This window comes from Pseudomonas sp. TREG-RG-20F-10-E-6-01 (assembly GCF_022662455.1).
Classification (GTDB): domain Bacteria; phylum Pseudomonadota; class Gammaproteobacteria; order Pseudomonadales; family Pseudomonadaceae; genus Aquipseudomonas.
The window spans coordinates 1-23,148 of the sequence record NZ_JAKNQP010000022.1; the positions used below are offsets into that span (position 1 = coordinate 1).

The window sequence follows — 23,148 nt, forward strand, 5'->3', positions numbered from 1 at the left end:
AAGCGTTGTGGTGTTCCTTGTAGGCTTTCAGCGCCTTGAGCCGCTCGCGCTTGAGCGCCTCGCCCAGCTCGGGGCCTTTGAAGCCTTTCTCCAGCAACGGCGCCACCGCTACTTCGCGCGCAACCTTGGCCGCGCCGCGTAAATAATCCGCCTGTGGATAACTTCGTTGCTCAAGGCCTTTGCGGCCGCGTGCATCCATTTCACAGCTCACCACAAATTCCTCAAAGCGCTGCGGCCGGCGATACACATCAAAACTCTGCAGCAGCTCCAGCAATGTCGAGGCTTTCAGTTCCAGGGCGCGGTGGCCATGGGTGTGATATTGGCCCACCAGCAGCGCCAGCTCCTGGCAATCCCTTGACACCTTGAAGCGTTCGTTGACCGCCTTGATCAGCGTCAAGCCTGTCTTTTCATGAGCAATATGCTGCGGCAACTTATCCACAGCCGTCATTCCCTTGCCCACGTCATGCAGCAGGCAGGCCCAGCGTACGGTGAGGGGTTGTTTGTGCAGGGCGGCCTGTTGCAGCACGCTCAAGGTGTGCAGGCCGGTGTCGATCTCGGGGTGATGGGCCTCCGGCTGCGGCACGCCGAACAGCGCGTCCACTTCCGGCATCAAGGTTTTCAGCGCATGGCAGTCGCGCAGCACCTGGATGAACACCTGAGGTTGATCTTCCATCAAGGCCCGGGAGATTTCCTTCCAGCTTCGCTCGGGCGTCAGGGCTTCCAACTCGCCGGACTCACTGAGTTGGCGCATCAGTCCGAGCGTCTCGGGCGCTACCGTGAAACCCAGGGAGGCATAACGCGCGGCGAAGCGCGCAACACGCAGTACACGCAAGGGATCTTCGGCGAACGCCGGGGAAACATGACGCAGAATGCGCGCCTGCAGGTCGCGCTGGCCGTGGTAAGGATCGGTCAGGTTGCCGTCGCCGTCCTCGGCCATCGCGTTGATGGTCAGGTCGCGACGCATCAGGTCTTCTTCCAGCGTGACCTCGGGGCTGGCATGAAACACAAAGCCACCATAACCCCGGCCGCTCTTGCGCTCGGTGCGGGCCAGGGCGTACTCGTCGCCGTTTTTAGGGTCCAGGAACACCGGGAAGTCAGCACCCACCGGCTTGTAGCCCTTGGCGAGCATTTCTTCAGTGGTTGCGCCGACGACCACGCGGTCGATGTCGGTGACCTCGATGCCGAGCAAACGATCACGCACCGCGCCGCCAACTGTGTAGATTTTCATGAAAAAGCCTCCATTAGCGGCACAGGATACCGCCTGTGCCTGACCAATGGAGGCTTTGCTGTGTCAGAGATGAACGACGGCGAGGTCCAGGCGGCCGTAGTCGTTGTCGCTGTGATCACTGCGCGGTGGCACATGGTGAGTCTTCATCACCTGGTCGCCCTGCAGGGTTTCCAGATGAATATCGAAGCCCCACAACCGATGCAGGTGCTTGAGCACTTCCTCAGTGGATTCGCCCAAGGGTTTGCGGTCGTGCTGCTGGTGACGCAGGGTCAACGAGCGGTCGCCGCGCACATCGATGCTGTAGATCTGCACGTTAGGCTCGCGGTTGCCCAGGTTGTATTGCGCCGCCAATGTCTCGCGGATGGTGCGGTAGCCGGGCTCGTCGTGAATTGCCGGCACCAGCAGGTCGTCCTTGAGGTCGTCATCCATGATGCTGAACAGTTTGAGGTCGCGAATCACCTGGGGTGAAAGGTACTGCAGGATGAAGCTCTCGTCCTTGAAGCTGCTCATGGCGAATTTGATGGTCGACAACCAATCGCTGCCGGCGATTTCCGGGAACCAGCGGCGATCCTCTTCGGTGGGGTGTTCGCACATGCGCCGGATGTCGCGGTACATGGCAAAGCCCAGCGCGTAGGGGTTGATGCCGCTGTAGTACGGGCTGTCGAAGCCGGGTTGGAACACCACGCTGGTATGGGAAGTGAGGAACTCCATCATAAAGCCGTCGGTGACCAGGCCTTCGTCGTACAGGTCATTCATCAAGGTGTAGTGCCAGAACGTCGCCCAGCCTTCGTTCATCACTTGGGTTTGGCGCTGTGGATAAAAATACTGGGCGATCTTGCGCACGATACGTACGATTTCGCGCTGCCATGGCTCCAGCAGTGGCGCGTGTTTTTCCAGGAAATACAGGATGTTTTCCTGAGGTTCGGCGGGGAAGCGTGCATTGTCTTTATCGCTGTTTTTCCCGGTTTTCTTCGGAATGGTGCGCCACAGGTCGTTGATCTGCTTCTGCAGGTGCTCCTCGCGCTCCTTCTGGCGCAGGCGCTCTTCCTCGGCGGAAATCGGGTACGGGCGTTTGTAGCGGTCAACGCCGTAGTTCATCAGCGCATGGCAGGAGTCGAGCAGGTCCTCAACCGCGTCGATGCCGTGGCGTTCCTCGCATTGCATGATGTACTGCTTGGCGAACACCAGGTAATCGATGATCGAACTGGCATCGGTCCAGGTGCGGAACAGGTAGTTGCCCTTGAAAAAGCTGTTGTGCCCGTAGCACGCGTGGGCGACCACCAACGCCTGCATGCAGATGGTGTTTTCTTCCATCAGGTAGGCGATGCACGGGTCGGAGTTGATGACGATCTCGTAGGCCAGGCCCATCTGGCCGCGTGTGTAGGACTTCTCCGTACTCAGGAAGTGTTTGCCATAGGACCAATGGTGATAACCCAACGGCATGCCGACCGAGGCGTAGGCATCCATCATCTGTTCGGCGGTGATCACTTCGATCTGGTTGGGGTAGGTGTCCAGGGCATAACCTGCCGCGATGCGGCTGATTTCCCGGTCATAGGCCTGGATCAGTTCAAAGGTCCACTCGGAGCCGGTGGAAATGGGTTGGCGCTTATGCTCTTTTTTGGCGGTCATGTCACTAACCTGCGCTGGAAGAGTTCACGGAAGACCGGGTAGATATCGCCGGCCGAGACCAGTTGCTGTTGGGCGAAAGTGTCGGCAAAGGCTTCACCGATACGCTCATATTCGAACCACAGGGCCTGGTGCTCACGGGGGGTAATTTCGACGTACGTGTAGTACTGCACAAACGGCATGATCTGGTTGATCAGGATATCGCGGCAGATCGGCGAGTCGTCGTTCCAGTTGTCGCCGTCGGACGCCTGAGCTGCGTAGATATTCCATTCATTGGCCGGGTAACGCTCGGCCATGATCTCCTGCATCAGTTTCAACGCACTGGATACGATGGTGCCGCCGGTCTCCCGCGAGTAGAAAAACTCCTCTTCGTCGACTTCCCGGGCGCTGGTGTGATGGCGGATGAACACCACGTCGATCTTGTCGTAGTTCCGCTTCAGAAACAGATACAGCAGGATGAAAAAGCGCTTGGCGATGTCTTTGGTCGCCTGGGTCATCGAGCCGGACACGTCCATCAGGCAAAACATCACGGCCTTGGAGCTGGGGTTGGGTTGTTTGACCAGCAGGTTGTATTTCAAGTCGAAGGTGTCGAGAAACGGCACGCGGTGAATCCGCGCACTGAGCTTCTCGATTTCGGCCTCGATTGCCTGGATATCGCCGAAGTTGTCTGGCTCTTCGCGTTTTAAGCGCGCCAACTCTTCCTTCGCCTGTTTCAATTTGGCGCGGCTGCTGCCTGACAGCGCGATACGCCGAGCGTGGGCCGAGCGTAGCGTGCGGATGATGTTGATCCTGGATGGGTTGCCTTCGTTGCTGATGCCGGCGCGAACGGTCTTGAAGGTGTCGGTGCCGGTCAGGTTGCGTTTGACCAGATTGGGCAGCTCCAGGTCTTCGAACATGAACTCCAGGAATTCCTCCTGGGTGATCTGGAACACAAACTCGTCCATGCCTTCGCCGGAGTTGCCCGCTTTACCTGGGCCTTTACCGCCGCCGCCACCTTGGGGGCGCTGGATATGTTCGCCGGTGGTGAACTCCTTGTTGCCCGGGTGCACGACGGTCTGTTTGCCGCCGCGACCGTGGTGCAGCACCGGTTCGTCAATGTCGCGTCCAGGAATACTGATTTGCTCGCCATGCTCCATGTCGGTGATGGAGCGGCGGCTGACGGCCTCTTCAACGGCCTTTTTGATGTGGTCACGGTAACGCCGCAGGAAACGCTGGCGGTTTACCGTGCTCTTGTTCTTGCCATTGAGGCGTCGGTCGATCACATAGCTCATGGGGAGCCCTCCGGGCAGCTTCACGTTACAAGCTTCAAGCCGCGAGCTGGAAGCTTAGAGACAAGCGGTCAGCTGCCAGGCCAAAGGCCCGGCAGTACACGCCCGTCGCTGCCTTACTGTGATTTACGAACCCGCAGGTACCACTCGGAGAGCAGCCGTACCTGTTTGTCGGTGTAGCCACGCTCGACCATTCGAGTGACGAAGTCGTTGTGTTTTTGCTGGTCCTCCTTGCTGGCCTTGGCGTTGAAGCTGATGACCGGCAGCAGATCCTCGGTGTTCGAGAACATTTTCTTCTCGATGACCACCCGCAGCTTCTCGTAGCTGAGCCAGGTTGGGTTCTTGCCGTTGTTGTTGGCGCGGGCGCGCAGCACGAAGTTGACGATTTCGTTGCGGAAATCCTTCGGATTGCTGATGCCGGCGGGTTTTTCGATCTTCTCCAGCTCCTCGTTGAGGGCCACACGGTTGAGGATTTCGCCGGTTTCCGGATCGCGGTATTCCTGGTCCTGAATCCAGAAGTCCGCATACAGCACGTAACGGTCGAAGATGTTCTGGCCGTACTCGCTGTAGGACTCCAGGTAAGCGGTCTGGATTTCCTTGCCGATGAACTCGATGTAGCGAGGCGCCAGGTATTCCTTGAGGAAGCGCAGGTAGCGCTCGCGGGTTTCAGCCTGGAACTGTTCCTGTTCGATCTGCTGTTCCAGCACATACAGCAGGTGCACCGGGTTGGCGGCGATTTCGTGCGGGTCGAAGTTGAAGACCTTGGACAGGATCTTGAACGCGAAACGAGTGGAAAGGCCGTTCATGCCTTCATCCACGCCCGCGGTGTCGCGGTATTCCTGGATCGACTTGGCCTTGGGATCGGTGTCCTTGAGGTTTTCGCCGTCGTAGACACGCATCTTCGAGTAGATATTCGAGTTCTCGGGTTCCTTGAGGCGCGACAGCACGGTGAACTGGGCGAGCATCTTCAAGGTATCGGGCGCGCAATGCGCCTTGGCCAGCGAGCTGTTGAACAACAGCTTGTCGTAGATCTTGATCTCATCGCTGACGCGCAGGCAGTAGGGCACCTTGACGATGTAGATCCGGTCGATGAAGGCTTCGTTGTTCTTGTTGTTGCGGAAGGTGTGCCATTCCGACTCGTTGGAGTGGGCCAGCAGGATCCCGGTGAACGGAATCGCGCCCAGGCCTTCGGTACTGTTGTAGTTGCCTTCCTGGGTGGCGGTCAGCAGTGGGTGCAGCACCTTGATCGGCGCTTTGAACATCTCCACGAATTCCATCAGGCCCTGGTTGGCCCGGCACAGCGCGCCCGAGTAGCTGTAGGCGTCGGCGTCGTTCTGCGGGAATTCCTCGAGTTTGCGGATATCGACCTTACCCACCAGCGCCGAGATGTCCTGGTTGTTCTCATCGCCCGGTTCGGTTTTTGCCACGCCGATCTGGTTGAGGATCGACGGGTAGAGTTTCACCACGCGGAACTGGCTGATATCACCGCCAAACTCGGCCAGGCGCTTGGTGGCCCAGGGCGACATGATGGTGTTGAGGTAGCGCCGTGGAATGCCGAAGTCTTCTTCGAGGATCGCGCCATCTTCCGTGGCGTTGAACAGGCCCAAAGGCGACTCGAACACCGGCGAGCCCTTGATCGCGTAGAAGGGCACCTTCTCGATCAGCTGTTTGAGCTTTTCAGCCAGAGACGATTTACCGCCGCCGACGGGGCCGAGCAGGTAGAGGATTTGTTTCTTCTCTTCCAGGCCTTGGGCGGCGTGGCGGAAGTAGGAGACGATCTGGTCGATGCATTCTTCCATGCCGTGGAAGTCTTCAAAGGCCGGATAGCGGCGGATCACCTTGTTGGAAAATATTCGCGACAGGCGCGAATTATTCGCGGTTTCCACCAGCTCCGGCTCACCAATCGCCAATAGCAGACGTTCGGCGGCAGACGCGTAGGTACTGCGGTCCTGTTTGCACAGCTCGAGATACTCTTGCAGCGTGAGTTCTTCCTGCTGTGTGGACGCGAAGCGTTGTTGGAAGTGGCTAAAGATACTCATGACGTCGTCACCTCGCTCGATACGTGGAGCCGACGCCGGGTCAATCAGTCGATGCTGGCAGTCATTGGTGATCAACCAATGGCCGTTTTCCCCCCAAACACCCTGAAACGCTACCGTTGACCCGCACGCCGGTGTACCGGCTCTCCCCTGATTCGGATGGCCTGCGCTTAAGGATAGTTCGGAATCCGGGAGGTCAAGGCGGGATACGTAATTAGTTTGGCTGCGCCGTTCGTCAGAAACGGCGCGAGCCCAAGCGTCACGCGGGGTAGCGGGGTGTGAAAAAAATTATTGCGAATCGCCTGAGGCAATTTCTGCAGGATAGGTCGCACGCCACAGCTCAAAGCCGCCGTCCAGGCTATACACGTCAGAGAAGCCCTGGCTGATCAGGTAGGCGGCCGCGCTCTGGCTGGAGTTGCCGTGGTAACAGGCGACGATCACCGGCGCGTCGAGGTCGGCGGCACGGATGAAGTCGGCAATGTTGGTGTTATCCAAATGTTGCGCACCGCTGATATGCGCGGCGGCATACGTCGGCTGATCGCGGATGTCGACCACCACCGCGCCTTGCTCGCGCAGCGCCTGGGCTTGTTCGGGAGGGATACGTTTGAATTCGCTCATGGCGGGCTCCTATGGCTTGGCGGCCGGCTGTGTCACAGAAAGGGGGGATTCGCACTGGCAGCTCAGGCGCTCGCCGGTGTCGATGTTCATCAGGGTCATGGCGCCGCCCCACACGCAGCCGGTGTCGAGGGCGAACACGCCGGGTTCATCACATTTGCCTTCAAGGGCCGCCCAGTGGCCGAAGATGATCTTCGTGTCACGGGTCTTGCGCTCCTTGTGGGCGAACCAGGGTTTGTAGCCGGGCAGGGCGGTGTCGGCGCCTTCCTTGCTCTTGAGGTCCAGCTTGCCTTCGGCGGTGCAGAAGCGCATGCGGGTGAAGTAGTTGGTGATCACGCGCAGGCGGGCCACGCCGGTAAGGTCGTTGTCCCACTTGACCGGCTCATTGCCGTACATGCCGTCGAGAAAGGCGGTGTAAAGGTTGTCATCGGTCAGGGCGCTCTCGACTTCGGCGGCGCACTTAAGGGCTTTTTTCACCGTCCACTGGGGCGGGATACCCGCATGAACCAAAGCCATGTTGCGGCCTTCGTCGTAATGCATAAGCTTTTGCCGACGCAGCCACTCCAGCAGCTCGGTGCGATCCGGCGCTTCGAGGATCTCGCGCAGCGTGTCGCCCTTTTTCAAACGCTCGATGTTATTGCCGGCCGCCAGCAGGTGCAGGTCGTGGTTGCCCAGTACGCATACCAGGGAATCACGCAGGCTATATAAGTAGCGCAGGGTTTGCAGGGATTCGGGCCCGCGATTGACCAGGTCACCCACCAACCACAGGCGGTCGCTCGCCGGGTTGAACGCAACTCGCTCCAGCAGGCACTTGAGGGGTTCCAGGCAGCCTTGCAGGTCGCCGACCGCGTACGTCGTCATCAGTGCAGGGCTCCCGGCACGGCGAGGCGGAAGGGCGCGATGACAGCGTCGAACAGTTTGCCGTCAGTGGCTTTCATCTGATAAGTGCCCTGCATGGTGCCGACTTTGGAGGTCATCACCGTGCCACTGCTATACGTATGGCTGGCGCCAATGTCGATCAACGGCTGCTGGCCAACCACGCCGGCGCCGCGCACTTCCTCGACCTGGCCGTCACCGTCGGTGATCACCCAATGGCGCGACAGCAGCTTGGCCGGCACCTGCCCGTTGTTCTTCACCGTGATGGTGTAGGCAAAGGCGAAACGGTTGTGTTCGGGTTGCGATTGGTCCGCCAGGAAGCGGGTGACGACGCTGACGTCGATCTGGTAGCGAGGATCGGACATGCAAGAGGCCTTAAAAGCAAAAGCGGAGGACAGCAGGTGCGGATCAGTCTAGGCCATGAGGAGGGCACTAGGCCAGACATGTGTCGGGCAGCCGGCAAGCGTTATCGGTATAACGCTGAGCAAATGTGGGAGCGGGCTTGCCCGCGAATGCGCAGTGTCAGTCACTGAATGTGTAACTGATGCACCGCCATCGCGGGCAAGCCCGCTCCCACATTTGTATCGAGTTACAGCTTATTCCGCGGTCGGCGCAGGCTGGATCGCAAGCTGATCAGCCAGGCGCACAAACGCGGCCAGGTCCAGTTGCTCGGGGCGCAGGCTGCCATCGACGCCGGCGGCTTCGATTTCGGCGTTGCTGAGCAGTGCCTTGAGCGTGTTGCGCAGGGTCTTGCGGCGTTGGTTGAACGCTTCGCGCACGACGCGCTCCAGCAGTTTGTGATCCTTGGCCGGGTGCGGCAGCACGGCGTGAGGTACCAGGCGCACAATGGCCGAGTCGACCTTCGGCGGCGGGTTGAACGCGCCAGGGCCGACATTGAACAGGTGCTCAACGCGGCAATGGTACTGAACCATGATCGACAGACGGCCCCAATCACCACCGCCAGGGCCGGCCGCCAAACGCTCAACCACTTCTTTTTGCAGCATGAAGTGCATGTCGCGGATGATCCCTGCGTTGTTCAGCAGGTGAAAAATCAGCGGCGTGGAGATGTTGTACGGCAGGTTGCCCACTACCCGCAGGCTGTTGGGCGCGGCATTAAGGCTGTTGAAGTCGAACTTCAGCGCGTCGCCCTGGTGCAGATTGAAATTGGGTTTGTCAGCAAACTGCTGGTTGAGGATCGGGATCAAGTCCTTGTCCAGCTCCACCACGTCCAGTTGCCCGCCACTGGCCAACAGGCCTTGGGTCAAGGCGCCCTGGCCCGGGCCGATTTCCAGCAGGCGGTCTTCCGGCTTGGCGTGGATGGAGCGCAGGATGCGGTCGATTACGCCAGCGTCGTGCAGGAAGTTTTGCCCGAAGCGCTTGCGCGCCCGGTGTTGGTAATGCTCAGTCATATACGGGTCTCGGCCATCTGATAGGCGGTTTCCAGGGCCACGTGCAGGCTGCCGGTATCGATCTTGCCGCTGCCCGCCAGGTCCAGGGCAGTGCCATGGTCGACGGAGGTACGGATGATCGGCAGGCCCAGTGTCACGTTGACTGCGGCGCCGAAGCCTTTGTATTTCAGCACGGGCAGCCCCTGGTCATGGTACATCGCCAGCACTGCGTCGCAGTGCTCCAGATACTTGGGGGTAAACAGAGTGTCTGCAGGCAGCGGGCCACGCAGGTCCATGCCTTCTTGGCGCAGACGCTCTAATGTCGGTTCGATGATGTCGATTTCTTCATGGCCCAAATGGCCGCCTTCACCGGCGTGCGGGTTGAGCCCGCAGACCAGGATGCGCGGTTGGGCAATGCCGAATTTCTGTTGCAGGTCGGCGTGCAGGATGCGCGTGACGCGCTCCAGGCGCTCGGCGGTGATCGCATCGGCGATATCACGCAACGGCAAATGCGTCGTCACCAGTGCAACGCGCAGGCCGCGTGTGGCCAGCATCATCACCACTTGAGCGGTATGGGTCAGCTCGGCGAGGAATTCGGTGTGGCCGGAAAAGGCGATACCGGATTCGTTGATCACGCCTTTGTGTACCGGCGCGGTGATCATGCCGGCGAAGTCGCCGTCGATGCAGCCTTGACCGGCGCGCGTCAGGGTTTCCAGTACAAAGGCCGCATTGGCCTTGTTCAGTTGCCCGGCAACCACCTTGGCTGCAAGCGGCGTGTCCCAAACGTACAGGCTGCCCGCAGGTGCCGGCAGGTCGGGCCAGTTGCCCGGCGACACGTCCAGCAGATTGACGGCCACACCCAGTTGCGCGGCCCGCTCAAGGAGCAGGTCGCGGCTGGTAATGGCAATCAGGGGGTGTGGCTGAGAGTGCGAGGCGAGCAGCAGGCACAGGTCAGGACCAATGCCGGCCGGCTCGCCGGGTGTTACCGCGAAACGCTGGGGTTTCACTGTGCTGCCTGGTCGGTGCCTGTTTGCTCGGCGCCTGGCAGCTTGTTTTCCACGTAGGCTTCGTCACGGATCTGACGCAACCAGGTTTGCAGCTCTTCATCGTATTTGCGGTTACGCAACACGGTCAGTGCTTGCTGCTCGCGGGCCTGCGTGGTGTTGTCAGTGGCGCGACGGCCAAGGACTTCCAGTACATGCCAGCCATATTGGGTCTTGAACGGCTTGGACAGAACGCCTTGCGGGGTCTTGGCCATCACGTCCTGGAACTCAGGCACCAGCGCTTTCGGGTCGATCCAGTTCAGGTCGCCACCGTTGAGGGCCGAACCCGGGTCTTCCGAGAAGCTCTTGGCCAATGTGGCGAAGTCTTCACCGCCTTCGATGCGGTCATAGATCTTCTGGGCCAGTTCCTTGGTTTGCGCTTCGGTGCGGATTTCGCTTGGTTTGACCAGGATGTGACGAACATGAACTTCGTCTTTCAGCGAGGTCTCGCCGCCGCGCTTGCCGAGCAACTTGAGGATGATAAAGCCGCCTGGCGTACGTGCTGGCTGGGTAATGTCACCCACGTTCATCGCACTCAGCTCACGGTCGAACGGAGGTGGCAGTTGAGCAGCTTTACGCCAGCCCATGTCACCACCGTCCAGAGCGTTGTCACTGCCGGACACGGCAATTGCCGTCTGGGCAAAGTCAGCACCGGCTTTCAGGCGGTCATAAACAGCCTGGGTTTTTGCGGCGGCAGCATTGAGCTGTTCGGCGTTGGCGCTGTCTGGCGTCGGGATCAGGATGTTGGCCAGGTGCAGTTCTTCGGAGAGCTGCATCTTGCCCAAGTCCGATGCCAGGAAGTTTTTCACTTCCTGCTCGGACACCTGCACCCGCTCGGCCACACGGCGCTGACGCACACGGCTGATGATCATTTCACGGCGGATCTGGTCACGGGCGTCCTCATAGGACAAACCGTCGTGAGCCAGCGCCGCGCGGAATTGGTCAACGCTCATGTTGTTGCGTTGAGCGATAGTACCGACCGCCTGGTTCAGCTCTTCGTCCGAAATACGGATGCCGGAACGATCGCCGATCTGCAGTTGCAGGTTTTCGACAATCAGGCGCTCCAGAACCTGCGGGTCCAGCACGCTGGTAGGCGGTACGCCGCCGCCACGCTTGGCGATGGTTTGCTGAACTTCCTTGACCCGTTGGTCGAGTTGGCTCTGCATGATCACGTCGTTATCGACGATGGCCACAACCTTGTCCAGCGGTTGGACCGCAGCGTGTGCCGAAGCGGTCCCCAGGAACAGTGCGCCCAGCACGAGTGGGCGCAGACAATCAGAAAGCTTGATCTTCACGTTCACGATAACCTTGAATGCCTTTGTCGAGGAAGCTCTCTACCTTGGCGCCGGTCAGGCCGCCGAGTCCTTTAAGGACGATCTGGAAGAAGAGCCCGTGGTCACCCTTTTCGTTCAGCGGGGCGATCTGGCTGTATTCGTCGTTGGAAACCCAGTAACGGTTGATGACGCGCAGTTTCCAGCAGCAGTTGTCGTACTCGAAACCACCAAAGGCTTCCAGGGTACGGTTGCGTGCATAGTCATACTGCCAACGGGTGATCAGGTTCCACTGAGGAATGATCGGCCACATCATCGAGAAATCGTGTTGCTGGATTTTGTAGTAATCCTTGATGAAGTTCTGATCGCCTGGCTGGCCGTAATCGCCACCAAACTGCCATTTGCCGGTCAGTTGGTTGTAGACCACTTGGTCGTTGCGGTAGCGGTAACCGACGTTGATGATCTTGTTCGGGTTGTCTTCTGGCTGATAGTGAAGCATCGCGCTGCCGGAACGAGCGCTGTGCTCCTCGGTATCCCAGTTGTAGTCGGCGGTTGCGCGCCAGTCGCGGTTGTAGCGGTATTCGTATTCCAGGGCAATAGGGGAAACGTCAGACTGTGCATCTGCACGGTCGGACGCAAGGATGCCTGGAAGTTGAACCTGGCGATCCTTGAAGTACACCGCCTGGCCCACGGACACGCGCTGACGCTCGAAACCGTTGTCTTCGATCCAGCGACTGGTTAAGCCCAGCGACAGCTTGTTCTCGTCGCCGATCCGGTCGGAGCCGCTGAAGCGGTTATCGCGAAACAGCGAGGCGTAGCTGAACGAGTATTCACTGGTGTCAAATACCGGAATATCGCTCTGGTCCTTGTTAGGCACATAGAGATAGTAGGCACGTGGTTCCAGGGTCTGGCGATAGTCTTTGCCGAACCAGTTCGTGTTGCGGTCGAAGTACAGGCCGCTGTCGATACTGGCAATCGGGATTGCACGGTCTTGTGAGCTTTTGAAGACGCCGCCTGCATAAGGGCTCGCCGCAGTTGAGTTTGCTTGCGCAATAGCGATGTCGTTCTTGCCCGTGCTATCAAGGTCAAGATCGTACTTGGTGTAGACATACTTGAGCTTCGGCGTAATAAAGCCGTAGGTCCAGTTCATCGGGTATTCAACAGCCGGCGCAACGTTCAGACGAGTACCGTTTGCACGGGTCAGGCCGGTGACGTAGGTATCCAGACGTGGCGAGACGAAGCCGTTCTCGTCGGTAAAGTTTCCGCTATCGAGGCTGCGTTCGAATCGAACAGCTTCAGTCTCGTAGGTAAAGTTCAGCCCGGCCGGGTGGTACGGCAGAGACCCGTTGAAGGTGATCTGCGGCAACCGGTTATACGGGGTGATCTGAGAGATCGTCGCCAGCTGGTAGGCCTGAAGGTTCAGGCGCGCCTGGAAATCGTCGCCGCGATAAGCCACGGAACCCTGCTGGTTGACGTAGTCTCGCGGCTGAACGCCTTCTTGGTAGGTCTTCAGATCCTGGAAGAAGTAAGGGTCGCTGATGTTGGTGTAGTCGACCTGCGTCGCTACACGTGAATCCAGACCGCCCTTGTGCTGCCAGTTGACCATGTAACGGTCTTTTTCGTAGTCGCTCTGACCTTTACGCTCGTCGCTGTCGTCATTCAGGTACGCGCCGCCGAACTGACCTTCGCTGGACTTGGTGAGGTAGCGGAATTCGCCTTCCACCATCATGCCGCGCTTGGTCATGTACTGCGGGTACAACGTGGCGTCGTAGTTCGGTGCCAGGTTGAAGTAGTACGGCGTAACCAGGGTAAAGCCGGTTTCGCTGCCGGTGCTGAAGCTCGGCGGCAGGAAGCCGGATTGACGACGGTCGTCGATCGGGAAGTAGATATACGGTGTGTACAGGATCGGGATGTTCTTGACCCGCAACGTCGCGTTCGTCGCCGTACCGAAACCGGTGGCCGGGTTCAACGTGATGTTGTTGCCTTTGAGCTGCCAGGCGTTGCTGTCCGGCTCGCAGGTGGTGTACGTACCGTCCTTGAGACGGATGATCGCGTTCTCGGCACGCTTGGCGTACAGCGCGTTACCGCGGATACGCGACTTGTGCAGCACGTATTCGGCGTTGTCGATCTGGGCGGCGCCGGTGTCGAGCTGGACCTGGGCATGGTCGCCCACGATCAGGGCGCCGTTGTCGCGCAGACGCACGTCGCCGTTCAGCTCGCCACGGTTTTCGGCCTGATACAGGCTGGCTTCCTGAGCCTCCAGCTGCATGCTGCCCTGACGCATGACGACGTCACCGGCCAGGGTCGCGACCTGTTGTTCCTGCTCGTAACGCGAGGCCTTGGCGCCGATGAAGGTCGGCGCATCGCTCTTGTTCGTCTTGTCGTTCATACCAGGACGAACCGGTTCGATGTACGCGCCGGAGCAATAAGGACCGGTTTCAGCCAGTTGGGCTGCGGTCAGCTTCTCGCGAGGCACCCAGTCCAGGTGGCTGTAGTCGGCGCTGCGCGAACGCAGGCCACGGCCCTTGGCTTCGGTGACCAGAGCGGTCTTCGGTTCGGCCTCGGCGCTTCCGCCAGCATTGGCTTGCGCCGTGCTGCCGGCCGAGCTGACGGCTGCGCCGTCATGCACCGGGCGTGGTGGCAACGGGGCTGCGGCGGTTTTTGGCGCGCAATCCCAGGCACCCGAAGCAGAGACTGAGCAGTCATACTGTTCCGCGGCGACCACGAATGAGGTGGCGAAAGGTTGCATGGCCAGCAGACTGCCGGTTACCAGCAACGGAAATTTTCTACGAAACGCGGGGGATTTCAATGCCATCTTATTAGTCCGGGCTTCCTGCGTGCCATCTGCCCGCGGTGTGGGCCGCACGCCTCTCGATGGTCTGAAAAAGATGCGTGATAATAAAGCATGACCCGCTTGACGGCTAGCGCCGTCGGAGACCCTTGTAATGCCCGAGCAAGATCTACGTTTACAACAGCTGAAAGTCTGGCTGGATGAGCAGTTGCCGATCCTTTTCAACGCTCAGGACTGGGGGGCCGTACCCCCGGCCACATTGACCGCGGCCAGCAGCGACGCGAGTTTCAGGCGTTACTTCCGGTGGGAAGGCGGTGGGCAAAGTTTCGTCGTTATGGACGCGCCACCCCCCCAGGAAAACTGCAAACCTTTCGTCGATATCGCTGATTTGCTGGCGAAATCAGGAATAAATGTGCCAAAAATTTATGCAGAAGATTTGCCGCGCGGCTTTCTTTTGCTCAATGACCTGGGCAAAAAAACCTATCTGGACGTGATTGACGAGCAAAACGCCGATCAATTGTTCACCGATGCCATCGACGCGTTGCTGGCTTTTCAGCAATTGCCGATGGACGCGCCGCTGCCCAGCTATGACGTCGCCTTGTTGCGCCGAGAGCTGGAACTGTTTCCGGAATGGTACGTTCGCCGGCACTTGGGTATCGAGTTGGATACCCAGCAACAGGCCTTGTGGCAGCGCGTCAGCGATCATTTGATCGACAGCGCCCTGGCCCAGCCTAAAGTGCTGGTGCATCGCGACTATATGCCGCGCAACCTGATGATCAGCGAACCGAACCCCGGTGTGCTGGATTTCCAGGACGCCGTCTACGGCCCGGTCACCTACGACATCACGTGCCTGTTCAAGGATGCCTTCCTCAGTTGGCCGAAAGCGCGCGTACGCGCGTGGCAACGGGGCTATTGGGAACGTGCCGGGCAACTGGGCATTCCCGTGCAGGCCGATTTCGAAGAATTCCAGCGTGCCAGTGACTTGATGGGCGTGCAGCGTCACCTCAAGGTGATCGGTATTTTCGCGCGTATCTGCCATCGCGACGGCAAGCCACGCTACCTGGCGGACGTGCCGCGCTTCTTTGCTTATATAGAAGCGGTGCTGGCAGACCGTCCTGAGCTGGCCGAGTTGGGCGAACTGCTCGCCAGCCTGCGCCAACCTGTCGAGGCGAGCGTATGAAAGCCATGATCCTGGCGGCCGGCAAGGGTGAGCGCATGCGCCCACTGACCTTGCACACGCCCAAACCCCTGGTGCAGGCGGGCGGCAAGCGGCTGATCGAGTATCACCTTGAGGCGCTGGCCAAGGCCGGCTTCAGCGAAATCGTGATCAACCATGCCTGGCTCGGCCAGCAGATCGAAAGCTACCTGGGCGATGGTGCGCAGTTTGGCCTGCGCATCCAGTATTCGGCCGAAGGCGAGCCGCTGGAAACCGGCGGCGGGATTTTCCAGGCATTGCCGTTGCTGGGGGACGAGCCCTTCCTGGTGGTCAATGGCGATATCTGGACCGACTACGACTTCACCCAATTGCGCCGGCCACTACAGGGCCTGGCGCATCTGGTGATGGTGGATAACCCGGCGCATCACCCCACCGGCGGCGATTTCTACCTGGATCAAGGGTTGCTTCATGATGCGGCGCCCGGTGCCGATAACCTGACCTTCAGTGGCATTTCAGTGCTCGACCCTCAATTGTTCGCGGGTTGCAGTGCCGGTGCCTTCAAGCTGGCGCCGCTGCTGCGGGCGGCCATGGTCAAAGGTCTGGTAACGGGGGAACACATGACGGGACGCTGGATTGATGTCGGCACGCTGGAGCGTCTGGCGCAGGTTGAAACCTTGCTGACTGCGGGGCAATAAGATGTTGTGGCCAGGGACACTGATCGGTGCCGGGGCTGGCTTTGCCATTGCCAGTATTCCGGGGGCCTTGTTGGGGGCATTGCTGGGGCAGGCGCTGGATCGCCGCCTTCAGCTGCACAGTTGGGCGCAACTGCGCGAGCGGCTGGGCGGGCGCCCGGCGTTGCGCAATGACGAACTGCTGTTCGTGCTGTTGGGGCGCCTGGCCAAGAGCAATGGCCGCGTGGTGGATGGGCATATCCAGCAGGCGCGCCAGGAGATGCGTGCGCTGGACATGACCGAGTCGGCCCAGCGCCGGGCGATCAGCGCGTTCAATCGGGGCAAGTCCGGTTCCGACCGGGTGCGCAATTACCTGCGCGTGCTCAAGGCCCAGCCCCATGCAGCAGAGGGTTTACTGCGCGCCTGTTGGCGCATGGCCTGGGCGGACGGCAAGGCGGATAACGCCGAGCGCGACTTGATCGACCTGTGGGGCAAATGGCTCGGCTGGACGCCGCAACAGTTGCAGGCGCTGGCTGCCGACTACGTGCAGGAGCGCAAGCCGTTGGCCAATCGCGCGGGCGCTTATCAGGACGCGATGCGAATTTTGGGGGTCACGTCCACCAGCGAGCCGAGTGTGATCAAACGCGCCTATCGCCGCCTGCTCAGTCGCCACCACCCGGACAAGATTGCCGGCACTGGCGCCAGCGCCGCCCAGGTGCGCGAAGCGACCGAGCGAACCCGTGAGCTGCATAACGCCTATGCGTTGATTCGCGAGCGCCGGGATTTTCGCTAGCCAGCACAAATCCTGAGTTGCCAACTCCCACAGTTGGTTGGGTTATCAGATCAAGGTTACTCAGCAACGGCCTGCGGGCTCAACCACCCGCGGATCCGCCGATACAACTGCTCCTGCTCAGCCGAACTGTTGCCGGGCAAGGTCTTGAGTGACACCTGTTTATAGCCGTCATTCTTCCCGCGCTTGGCGGCCTGGACGCGTGCCAGTGCGTTTTTGCGCGCCTGGGCGTCGTCCTGATAGAAAACATCCGCCGTCGGCACCTTCAGCGCCGGGGCCAGTTGTTGCAGGTCTGGCTGCCTGGCCGCCGGCGTCTTGCCTGCCACCATCACCAACTTTTGCACCTGGGCCGGTTGTTTCTCGCTCAGGTAACGCGCCGCCCACCAGGCGCCCGTGCCATGGCCAAGCAGTACCACGCTGCGCGCGCTCTGGGTCTGGGCAAAGGCAACGGCGGCATCGATACGGTCGAAGATGCGTTTGGCGTCGGTCTTGTCTTGTTCATCGGCGCCCGGCACTACCGCAGGATCAGTGCCTTCGGCTTCGGCGCTGGCGGCTTGTTCGATGGGTTTGGCCGCGGTGCTGCCGTCTTTGCTGCTGGTATCGACGGCGGCCTTGGGCGATTCCAGGACGCGCGGCGGCAAGGTGTCGACGTTCACGTCCGGCAGTGACAGGCTCAGCGTGCCCCAGTTGGCGTCGGGTAATTTGCGCCGCAACGGTGCGATTGCTTGCGGCCAGTCGGCGCTTTCCCCGGCGCCCGGCACGATAATCACCACGCCTTCGGGCTCGGCGCTGTTGGCCGGCTTCCACAGGGCCAGGAATGAATCGCTGCCGGCCTGCAATTGTTGCTGTTCCTGTTGCGGCACTTGACGTTCCAGGGCGCTGGCTTCTTCCTGGCTGCGCTCGGGCAGGGGTTGGCGTTCAACCGGTTTTTCGGCGGCGGGTGCAGGCGCGTCGGCGGCCTGAACAGAAAAGGCGCTGGTAAATAGCAGCGACAGGCACAATGCTGGCAGTGCCGAACGGTGGATAAAGGGCATCGTTAATTCCCGGCCAGAAGTGATTCCAGCAGCCTAATGGGTTGGTCAGTATTTGTCAGTGATGTGAGACGTGGATCATGGGTTTTCGCTGTCTGCTGGTTATCGGCGGTTTGTGCTTTGCCTTGATGGCGAACGCTGCGCCCGCGCCTGCCATACCGCAGGCGCCGCTCAATGCGCAGCAGCGTGAGTGGCTGGCCCAGCATCCGGAGCTGCGCGTGGGCCTGGTATTGCAGGCGCCGTACGCGCAATACGATCGGCGCCTGCAGCGCTTGTCCGGGGCCAATGTCGAGTTGATGCAGTGGCTGGCCAAGGCGCTGAACATCGAGCTGACCTGGCGCAACTTCCCCAGCCAGGAGCAATTGGACGCTGCGGTGCGCGACGGCGAGGTGGATATCGCCCCTGGCCTTCAGCAAACACCGGCCGGCTTGCGCCTCTGGTTATTCAGCGACCCTTACATGCGCGTGCCCCAGCATATCGTCGGCATCCGCGAAGGCGGCGGCGCGGTGGAGCTGGAAAAACTCGACGAGCGTTCTCGCGTTGCCGTACGCATGCCCAGCACGCTGGCCGATTACCTGCGCAGCAACTATCCCAACCTCAACCTGCAAGGCGTGCCCATGGAGCGCCAGGCCCTGCAATTGCTGGTGAGCCAGCAGGCGCGTTATGCCGTGGTGGATGAGGCGCAATTGAGCCGTTTGTCCGGTGAGGCCGAGTTTGCCGGGCTGACGGTGGTCGGCGATATCGGCCTGCCGCAATTGCTGCGCGTGGCCACCCGCCGCGAATGGCCGGAACTGGCCGGCATCATGCAAAGCGCGTTGCGCGCGATACCGGCCCGCGACCTCGACCAATTGCACAGCCGCTGGCTGCAACCTAAATACCCGCAGCTGACGCAATCGCCGGGTCTGTGGCAAAACCTCAGCCTGCTGTTGGCGATGTTCTTGCTCGCCAGCCTCTCAGTGGTGTTCTGGCAACGCCGTCACCAGCGCGTGCTCGAACACAACCTGCTGGCTGCCCGTGAAGAGAGCGCCGCACGCGCTGCCGGCGCCGAAGCCTTGCGGCTGACGCAGTTCTCCATTGATCAAAGCACCGTTGGCATCCTGTGGGTCAATTGGGACAGCCACGTGCGTTACGCCAACCGCGCCGCCGAAACCATGTTGGGCTATGGGCCTGGCGCGCTGATCGAGCGACCGCTGATCGATTTCGACCCGACCCTGAACATGGACCGCTGGCTCAATGTGTGGAAGCGCGCGCGTGCCAGCGAGGAAGGCCCGCAAACCTTCGCGACCGATTGCGTGCGCGCCGACGGCAGCATCCTGCCGGCCGACGTGTCGTTGAGTTTCCTGCGCTTTGCCGATGCCGAATACCTGGTGGTCTACCTGAATGACGTCACCGAGCGCCGCCGTTATGTGGCCGCCTTGCAGCAAAGCGAAACACAACTGCGCGAGCTGTCGGCCCACCTGGAAACCGTGCGCGAAGAAGAAAAGGCGCGTATCGCCCGTGAGGTGCACGACGAACTCGGGCAGATGCTCACGGTACTCAAGCTGGAAACCTCGATGTGCGAGCTGGCCTATGCCCAACTGGACCCAGGCTTGAACGAGCGCTTGAACAGCATGAAGCGCCTGATCGCCCAGCTGTTTCAGCTTGTGCGCGATGTGGCGACCGCGCTGCGCCCGCCGATTCTTGACGCCGGCATCGCCTCGGCCATCGAATGGCAAGCCCGGCGCTTCGAGGCCCGCACCCACATCCCCTGCCTGGTACAAGTCCCGGAAAACCTGCCGGCCCTGAGCGATGCCAAGGCCATCGGCCTGTTCCGCATCCTGCAGGAGGCGCTGACCAATGTGATGCGCCATGCCCAGGCGCATACTGTCGAGCTGACCTTGAGCGTGGAGGGCGCAGACCTGCGGCTGACCATCAGCGATGACGGCGTCGGGTTCGTCGAAACCCAGGGCCGCCCGGTGTCCTTTGGCGTCGTCGGCATGCGCGAGCGCGTATTGATGATGGGCGGGCAACTGAGCCTGCACAGCGAACCGGGGGAGGGCACCACCTTGAGTGTCACGGTGCCGTTGGATGCATAACCACAAGAGGAAGCCCCTGTGATTCGCGTATTGGTAGCCGAAGACCACACCATTGTCCGTGAAGGCATCAAGCAATTGATCGGCCTGGCCAAAGACCTGCTGGTGGTCGGCGAGGCCAGCAACGGCGAGCAATTGCTGGAGACCTTGCGCCATGTCGCGTGCGAGGTGGTGTTGCTGGATATCTCGATGCCCGGCGTGAACGGCCTGGAAGCGATCGCGCGCATCCGCGCGTTGCACAATCCGCCGGCGATTCTGGTGCTGTCGATGCACGATGAAGCACAGATGGCCGCTCGCGCCTTGAAAGTCGGCGCGGCCGGGTACGCCACCAAGGACAGTGATCCGGCGCTGCTGCTGACGGCGATTCGCAAGGTCGCGGCGGGCGGGCGTTACATCGACCCGGACCTGGCCGACCGCATGGTCTTTGAGGTCGGCCTTACCGACGCGCGGCCGCTGCATTCGCTGCTGTCGGAGCGTGAGTTCTCGGTGTTCGAGCGCCTGGCCCAGGGTGCCAACGTCAATGACATCGCCCAGCAACTGGCGCTGAGCAGCAAGACCATCAGCACGCATAAGGCGCGTTTGATGCAAAAGCTCAACATCACCTCGCTGGCCGAGCTGGTGAAATACGCCATGGAGCACAAACTTCTGTAAGCACCGGCAAACCGGCTCCAACAGGGGCGCGTGTCTGTTTACGACATGGGCTTTGCCGGCAGGCGCTGATGATTGCCGCTGCACTGTTCTGTGCCCGCCATCCGTGTAGGGCAATCCCTACCCCGAACCTTCCATCCTGCTGATGCAAATCTCTCCTGGCCCCCGATTTCCGGGGCCTCGCGCCTGGACTACGCTTGTGCCACAGCCGTCCAAAACAAAAAGGTGTGGGTATGAGCGAGGTGGATTCAAATGATGTGCTGGTCAGCTTTCGTGGCGTGCAGAAGAGCTACGACGGCGAGAACCTGATCGTCAAAGACCTCAACCTGGAGATTCGCAAGGGCGAGTTCCTCACCCTGCTCGGGCCGTCCGGTTCGGGCAAGACCACCAGCCTGATGATGCTCGCCGGTTTCGAGACGCCCACCGCCGGGGAAATCCTGCTGGCCGGGCGCGCCATCAACCACGTGCCGCCGCACAAACGCGACATCGGCATGGTGTTCCAGAACTACGCGTTGTTCCCGCACATGACCGTCGCCGAGAACCTGGCGTTCCCGCTGTCGGTGCGTGGCCTGAGCAAGACCGACGTCAGCGAGCGGGTCAAACGCGTGCTGAGCATGGTTCAGCTCGATGCCTTCGCCCAGCGTTACCCGGCGCAACTCTCCGGCGGCCAGCAACAGCGCGTGGCCTTGGCGCGAGCGCTGGTGTTCGAACCCCAGCTGGTGCTGATGGACGAACCCCTCGGCGCCCTCGACAAGCAACTGCGCGAACACATGCAGATGGAGATCAAGCACCTGCACCAGCGCCTGGGCGTCACCGTGGTGTATGTGACCCACGACCAGGGCGAAGCGCTGACCATGTCCGACCGCGTGGCGGTGTTCCACCAGGGCGAGGTCCAGCAGATTGCCGCGCCGCGCACCTTGTACGAAGAGCCGAAAAACACTTTCGTGGCCAACTTCATTGGCGAGAACAACCGCCTCAATGGCCGCCTGCACAGCCACACAGGCGAGCGTTGCGTAGTGGAGCTGGCGCGCGGTGAAAAGGTCGAGGCGCTGGCGGTGAATGTCGGCCAGCTCGGCGGTCCGGTGACGTTATCGGTACGCCCGGAGCGCGTCAGCCTCAATGGCTCCAGCGAGTCCTGCGTGAACCGCTTCTCCGGGCGCGTGGCGGAATTTATCTACCTGGGCGACCACGTGCGCGTGCGCCTGGAAGTCTGCGGCAAGACCGACTTTTTTGTGAAACAACCGATTGCCGAGCTGGACCCAGCCCTGGCGGTCGGCGACGTGGTACCGATTGGCTGGCAAGTCGAGCACGTTCGCGCACTCGACCCACTTCTAGAGGCGAATTAATCGCCCCATGGCTTCACCAACCCTGCACGTGGAGAGAACAACAATGTTGAGATCCCTTAAATATTCCGCCCTGGTCATCGGCTTGATGGGCGCGACACAGGCCATGGCAGGCCCGGACCTGACAGTCGTGTCCTTTGGTGGCGCGAACAAGGCGGCCCAGGTCAAAGCCTTTTACGCACCGTGGGAAAGCGCGGGCAACGGCAAGATCGTCGCCGGTGAGTACAACGGCGAAATGGCCAAGGTCAAAGCCATGGTCGACACCAAGAGCGTGTCCTGGGACCTGGTGGAAGTGGAATCGCCGGAACTGTCCCGTGGCTGCGACGAAGACATGTTCGAGCCGCTTGACCCGAAACTGTTCGGCAATAGCGCCGACTACGTGAAGGGCGCGATCCAGCCGTGCGGTGTGGGCTTCTTTGTGTGGTCCACGGTGCTGGCCTACAACGCCGACAAACTGGCCACGGCACCGACCAGTTGGGCGGATTTCTGGGACACCAAGAAATTCCCGGGCAAACGCGGCCTGCGCAAGGGCGCCAAGTACACCCTGGAATTCGCCTTGATGGCAGACGGCGTGGCGCCCAAAGACGTTTACAAAGTGCTGGCCGGTAAAGACGGCCAGGACCGCGCGTTCAAAAAGCTCGACGAGCTCAAGCCGTCGATCCAGTGGTGGGAAGCCGGCGCACAGCCGCCGCAGTACCTCGCCTCGGGTGACGTGGTGATGAGCTCGGCCTACAACGGCCGCATTGCTGCCGTGCAAAAAGAAAGCAACCTCAAAGTGGTGTGGAACGGCGGCATCTACGACTTCGATGCCTGGGCCATTCCCAAGGGCCTGGCCAAGGACCGCGCCGAAGCGGCGAAGAAGTTCATCGCCTTCTCGGTACAGCCGCAGCAGCAGAAGACCTACTCGGAAAACATCGCCTACGGCCCGGCCAACACCCAGGCCGTGCCGTTGCTGGCCAAGGATGTGCTGAAGGACATGCCGACCACGCCGGAAAACATCGCCAACCAGGTGCAGATCGACGTGAGCTTCTGGGCGGATAACGGCGAGCAGCTCGAGCAGCGCTTCAATTCGTGGGCGGCCAAGTAACGGCCTTCAGTCGAGCCTGTTCCCTGTGGCGAGCGGGCTTGTGCCGCGTTGGGCCGCGCAGCGGCCCCATTGAATTCACCGAGTTCGTTCAGCCAGAACGCGGCGGTTGGTTTGGGGCTGCTCTGCAGCCCAACGCGGGGCAAGCCCGCTCGCCACAGCGTAGGCCCAGGCCACATAGGTTTGTGGTCATTTTTCAGTATTCCGGAGT

The 23,148-nt window shown here is 60.7% G+C and carries 19 protein-coding genes; 7 read left to right on the forward strand and 12 right to left on the reverse strand.

The annotated features are described in order from the left end of the window. The 11 genes from L8K08_RS29545 to L8K08_RS29595 form a co-directional block, all read right to left on the reverse strand. On the reverse strand, nt 1-1,228 hold a 1,228-nt coding region (locus tag L8K08_RS29545; protein WP_242201924.1), incomplete at its 3' end, for a multifunctional CCA addition/repair protein. A 63-nt stretch (nt 1,229-1,291) separates the two neighbouring features. Then, complete coding sequence (locus L8K08_RS29550; RefSeq protein ID WP_106575525.1) at nt 1,292-2,857, reverse strand: SpoVR family protein; 1,566 nt, start codon at nt 2,855-2,857, stop codon at nt 1,292-1,294. After that, nucleotides 2,854-4,125, reverse strand: a complete 1,272-nt coding sequence (locus L8K08_RS29555; RefSeq protein WP_106575524.1) for a YeaH/YhbH family protein — start codon at nt 4,123-4,125, stop codon at nt 2,854-2,856. Before L8K08_RS29555 ends, L8K08_RS29550 begins: the two co-directional genes overlap by 4 nt. A gap of 113 nt (nt 4,126-4,238) precedes the next feature. After that, entirely contained in the window at nt 4,239-6,161 is a 1,923-nt protein-coding gene (locus tag L8K08_RS29560) for a PrkA family serine protein kinase (protein ID WP_003194732.1), read from the reverse strand. Nucleotides 6,162-6,446: 285 nt separating this feature from the next. Beyond that, nucleotides 6,447-6,776, reverse strand: coding sequence for a thiosulfate sulfurtransferase GlpE (gene glpE / locus L8K08_RS29565; RefSeq protein ID WP_106575523.1), 330 nt, complete (start codon nt 6,774-6,776; stop codon nt 6,447-6,449). 9 nt (nt 6,777-6,785) lie between these two features. Further along, nucleotides 6,786-7,634, reverse strand: coding sequence for a symmetrical bis(5'-nucleosyl)-tetraphosphatase (locus L8K08_RS29570; protein WP_145157460.1), 849 nt, complete (start codon nt 7,632-7,634; stop codon nt 6,786-6,788). Continuing rightward, a complete protein-coding gene (gene apaG / locus L8K08_RS29575; protein WP_106575521.1) occupies nt 7,634-8,014 on the reverse strand; it encodes a Co2+/Mg2+ efflux protein ApaG in 381 nt (126 codons plus the stop codon). The genes L8K08_RS29570 and apaG overlap by 1 nt, the downstream gene beginning before the upstream one ends. Nucleotides 8,015-8,245: 231 nt before the next feature. Beyond that, nucleotides 8,246-9,058 carry a 16S rRNA (adenine(1518)-N(6)/adenine(1519)-N(6))-dimethyltransferase RsmA gene (gene rsmA, locus L8K08_RS29580; RefSeq protein WP_197626593.1) on the reverse strand — a complete coding sequence of 271 codons (813 nt, stop codon included), beginning with the start codon at nt 9,056-9,058 and terminating at the stop codon, nt 8,246-8,248. Next, the gene (gene pdxA / locus L8K08_RS29585; protein WP_242201925.1) at nt 9,055-10,044 is read right to left on the reverse strand and encodes a 4-hydroxythreonine-4-phosphate dehydrogenase PdxA; all 990 of its coding nucleotides are present in this window, start codon (nt 10,042-10,044) and stop codon (nt 9,055-9,057) included. The genes rsmA and pdxA overlap by 4 nt, the downstream gene beginning before the upstream one ends. After that, complete coding sequence (locus L8K08_RS29590) at nt 10,041-11,381, reverse strand: peptidylprolyl isomerase (protein ID WP_119737679.1); 1,341 nt, start codon at nt 11,379-11,381, stop codon at nt 10,041-10,043. The genes pdxA and L8K08_RS29590 overlap by 4 nt, the downstream gene beginning before the upstream one ends. Next, on the reverse strand, nt 11,356-14,166 hold the full coding sequence (locus L8K08_RS29595; protein ID WP_242201926.1) for an LPS-assembly protein LptD: 2,811 nt from the start codon (nt 14,164-14,166) through the stop codon (nt 11,356-11,358). Before L8K08_RS29595 ends, L8K08_RS29590 begins: the two co-directional genes overlap by 26 nt. A gap of 130 nt (nt 14,167-14,296) precedes the next feature. On the opposite strand from L8K08_RS29595, the gene L8K08_RS29600 reads away from it, so the two are divergent. Genes L8K08_RS29600 through L8K08_RS29610 form a run of 3 tightly spaced genes read left to right on the forward strand, consistent with a single transcriptional unit; the run spans nt 14,297 to nt 16,762 of the window. Continuing rightward, on the forward strand, nt 14,297-15,322 hold the full coding sequence (locus L8K08_RS29600) for a phosphotransferase (protein ID WP_242201927.1): 1,026 nt from the start codon (nt 14,297-14,299) through the stop codon (nt 15,320-15,322). Continuing rightward, entirely contained in the window at nt 15,319-15,993 is a 675-nt protein-coding gene (murU, locus tag L8K08_RS29605; RefSeq protein ID WP_242201928.1) for an N-acetylmuramate alpha-1-phosphate uridylyltransferase MurU, read from the forward strand. Before L8K08_RS29600 ends, murU begins: the two co-directional genes overlap by 4 nt. A gap of 1 nt (nt 15,994) precedes the next feature. After that, nucleotides 15,995-16,762 carry a TerB family tellurite resistance protein gene (locus L8K08_RS29610; protein WP_242201929.1) on the forward strand — a complete coding sequence of 256 codons (768 nt, stop codon included), beginning with the start codon at nt 15,995-15,997 and terminating at the stop codon, nt 16,760-16,762. 56 nt (nt 16,763-16,818) lie between these two features. On the opposite strand, the gene L8K08_RS29615 is transcribed toward L8K08_RS29610, so the two are convergent. Continuing rightward, nucleotides 16,819-17,793, reverse strand: coding sequence for an alpha/beta hydrolase family protein (locus tag L8K08_RS29615; RefSeq protein ID WP_242201930.1), 975 nt, complete (start codon nt 17,791-17,793; stop codon nt 16,819-16,821). 77 nt (nt 17,794-17,870) lie between these two features. On the opposite strand from L8K08_RS29615, the gene L8K08_RS29620 reads away from it, so the two are divergent. The 4 genes from L8K08_RS29620 to L8K08_RS29635 all read left to right on the forward strand — a co-directional run bounded on the left by L8K08_RS29620 (nt 17,871) and on the right by L8K08_RS29635 (nt 22,940). Beyond that, nucleotides 17,871-19,865, forward strand: a complete 1,995-nt coding sequence (locus tag L8K08_RS29620; RefSeq protein ID WP_242201931.1) for a transporter substrate-binding domain-containing protein — start codon at nt 17,871-17,873, stop codon at nt 19,863-19,865. Nucleotides 19,866-19,883: 18 nt separating this feature from the next. Next, the gene (locus tag L8K08_RS29625; protein WP_106575511.1) at nt 19,884-20,513 is read left to right on the forward strand and encodes a response regulator transcription factor; all 630 of its coding nucleotides are present in this window, start codon (nt 19,884-19,886) and stop codon (nt 20,511-20,513) included. 230 nt (nt 20,514-20,743) lie between these two features. Beyond that, nucleotides 20,744-21,856 (forward strand): ABC transporter ATP-binding protein, encoded by a 1,113-nt coding sequence (locus L8K08_RS29630; protein ID WP_242201932.1) that lies wholly within the window; start codon nt 20,744-20,746, stop codon nt 21,854-21,856. A gap of 43 nt (nt 21,857-21,899) precedes the next feature. Further along, nucleotides 21,900-22,940, forward strand: a complete 1,041-nt coding sequence (locus L8K08_RS29635; RefSeq protein ID WP_106575509.1) for an ABC transporter substrate-binding protein — start codon at nt 21,900-21,902, stop codon at nt 22,938-22,940. The last annotated feature ends 208 nt before the right edge of the window (nt 22,941-23,148 follow it).

Bases quoted from the DNA above. Each gene is read 5' to 3' on its own strand.
- L8K08_RS29595 (WP_242201926.1), bottom strand. From the start codon at position 14,166: ATGGCATTGAAATCCCCCGCGTTTCGTAGAAAATTTCCGTTGCTGGTA.
- L8K08_RS29620 (WP_242201931.1), top strand. From the start codon at position 17,871: ATGGGTTTTCGCTGTCTGCTGGTTATCGGCGGTTTGTGCTTTGCCTTG.
- L8K08_RS29570 (WP_145157460.1), bottom strand. From the start codon at position 7,634: ATGACGACGTACGCGGTCGGCGACCTGCAAGGCTGCCTGGAACCCCTC.
- L8K08_RS29635 (WP_106575509.1), top strand. From the start codon at position 21,900: ATGTTGAGATCCCTTAAATATTCCGCCCTGGTCATCGGCTTGATGGGC.
- rsmA (WP_197626593.1), bottom strand. From the start codon at position 9,058: ATGACTGAGCATTACCAACACCGGGCGCGCAAGCGCTTCGGGCAAAAC.
- L8K08_RS29615 (WP_242201930.1), bottom strand. From the start codon at position 17,793: ATGCCCTTTATCCACCGTTCGGCACTGCCAGCATTGTGCCTGTCGCTG.
- L8K08_RS29610 (WP_242201929.1), top strand. From the start codon at position 15,995: ATGTTGTGGCCAGGGACACTGATCGGTGCCGGGGCTGGCTTTGCCATT.
- L8K08_RS29555 (WP_106575524.1), bottom strand. From the start codon at position 4,125: ATGAGCTATGTGATCGACCGACGCCTCAATGGCAAGAACAAGAGCACG.
- L8K08_RS29550 (WP_106575525.1), bottom strand. From the start codon at position 2,857: ATGACCGCCAAAAAAGAGCATAAGCGCCAACCCATTTCCACCGGCTCC.
- apaG (WP_106575521.1), bottom strand. From the start codon at position 8,014: ATGTCCGATCCTCGCTACCAGATCGACGTCAGCGTCGTCACCCGCTTC.
- glpE (WP_106575523.1), bottom strand. From the start codon at position 6,776: ATGAGCGAATTCAAACGTATCCCTCCCGAACAAGCCCAGGCGCTGCGC.
- L8K08_RS29600 (WP_242201927.1), top strand. From the start codon at position 14,297: ATGCCCGAGCAAGATCTACGTTTACAACAGCTGAAAGTCTGGCTGGAT.
- murU (WP_242201928.1), top strand. From the start codon at position 15,319: ATGAAAGCCATGATCCTGGCGGCCGGCAAGGGTGAGCGCATGCGCCCA.
- L8K08_RS29630 (WP_242201932.1), top strand. From the start codon at position 20,744: ATGAGCGAGGTGGATTCAAATGATGTGCTGGTCAGCTTTCGTGGCGTG.
- L8K08_RS29560 (WP_003194732.1), bottom strand. From the start codon at position 6,161: ATGAGTATCTTTAGCCACTTCCAACAACGCTTCGCGTCCACACAGCAG.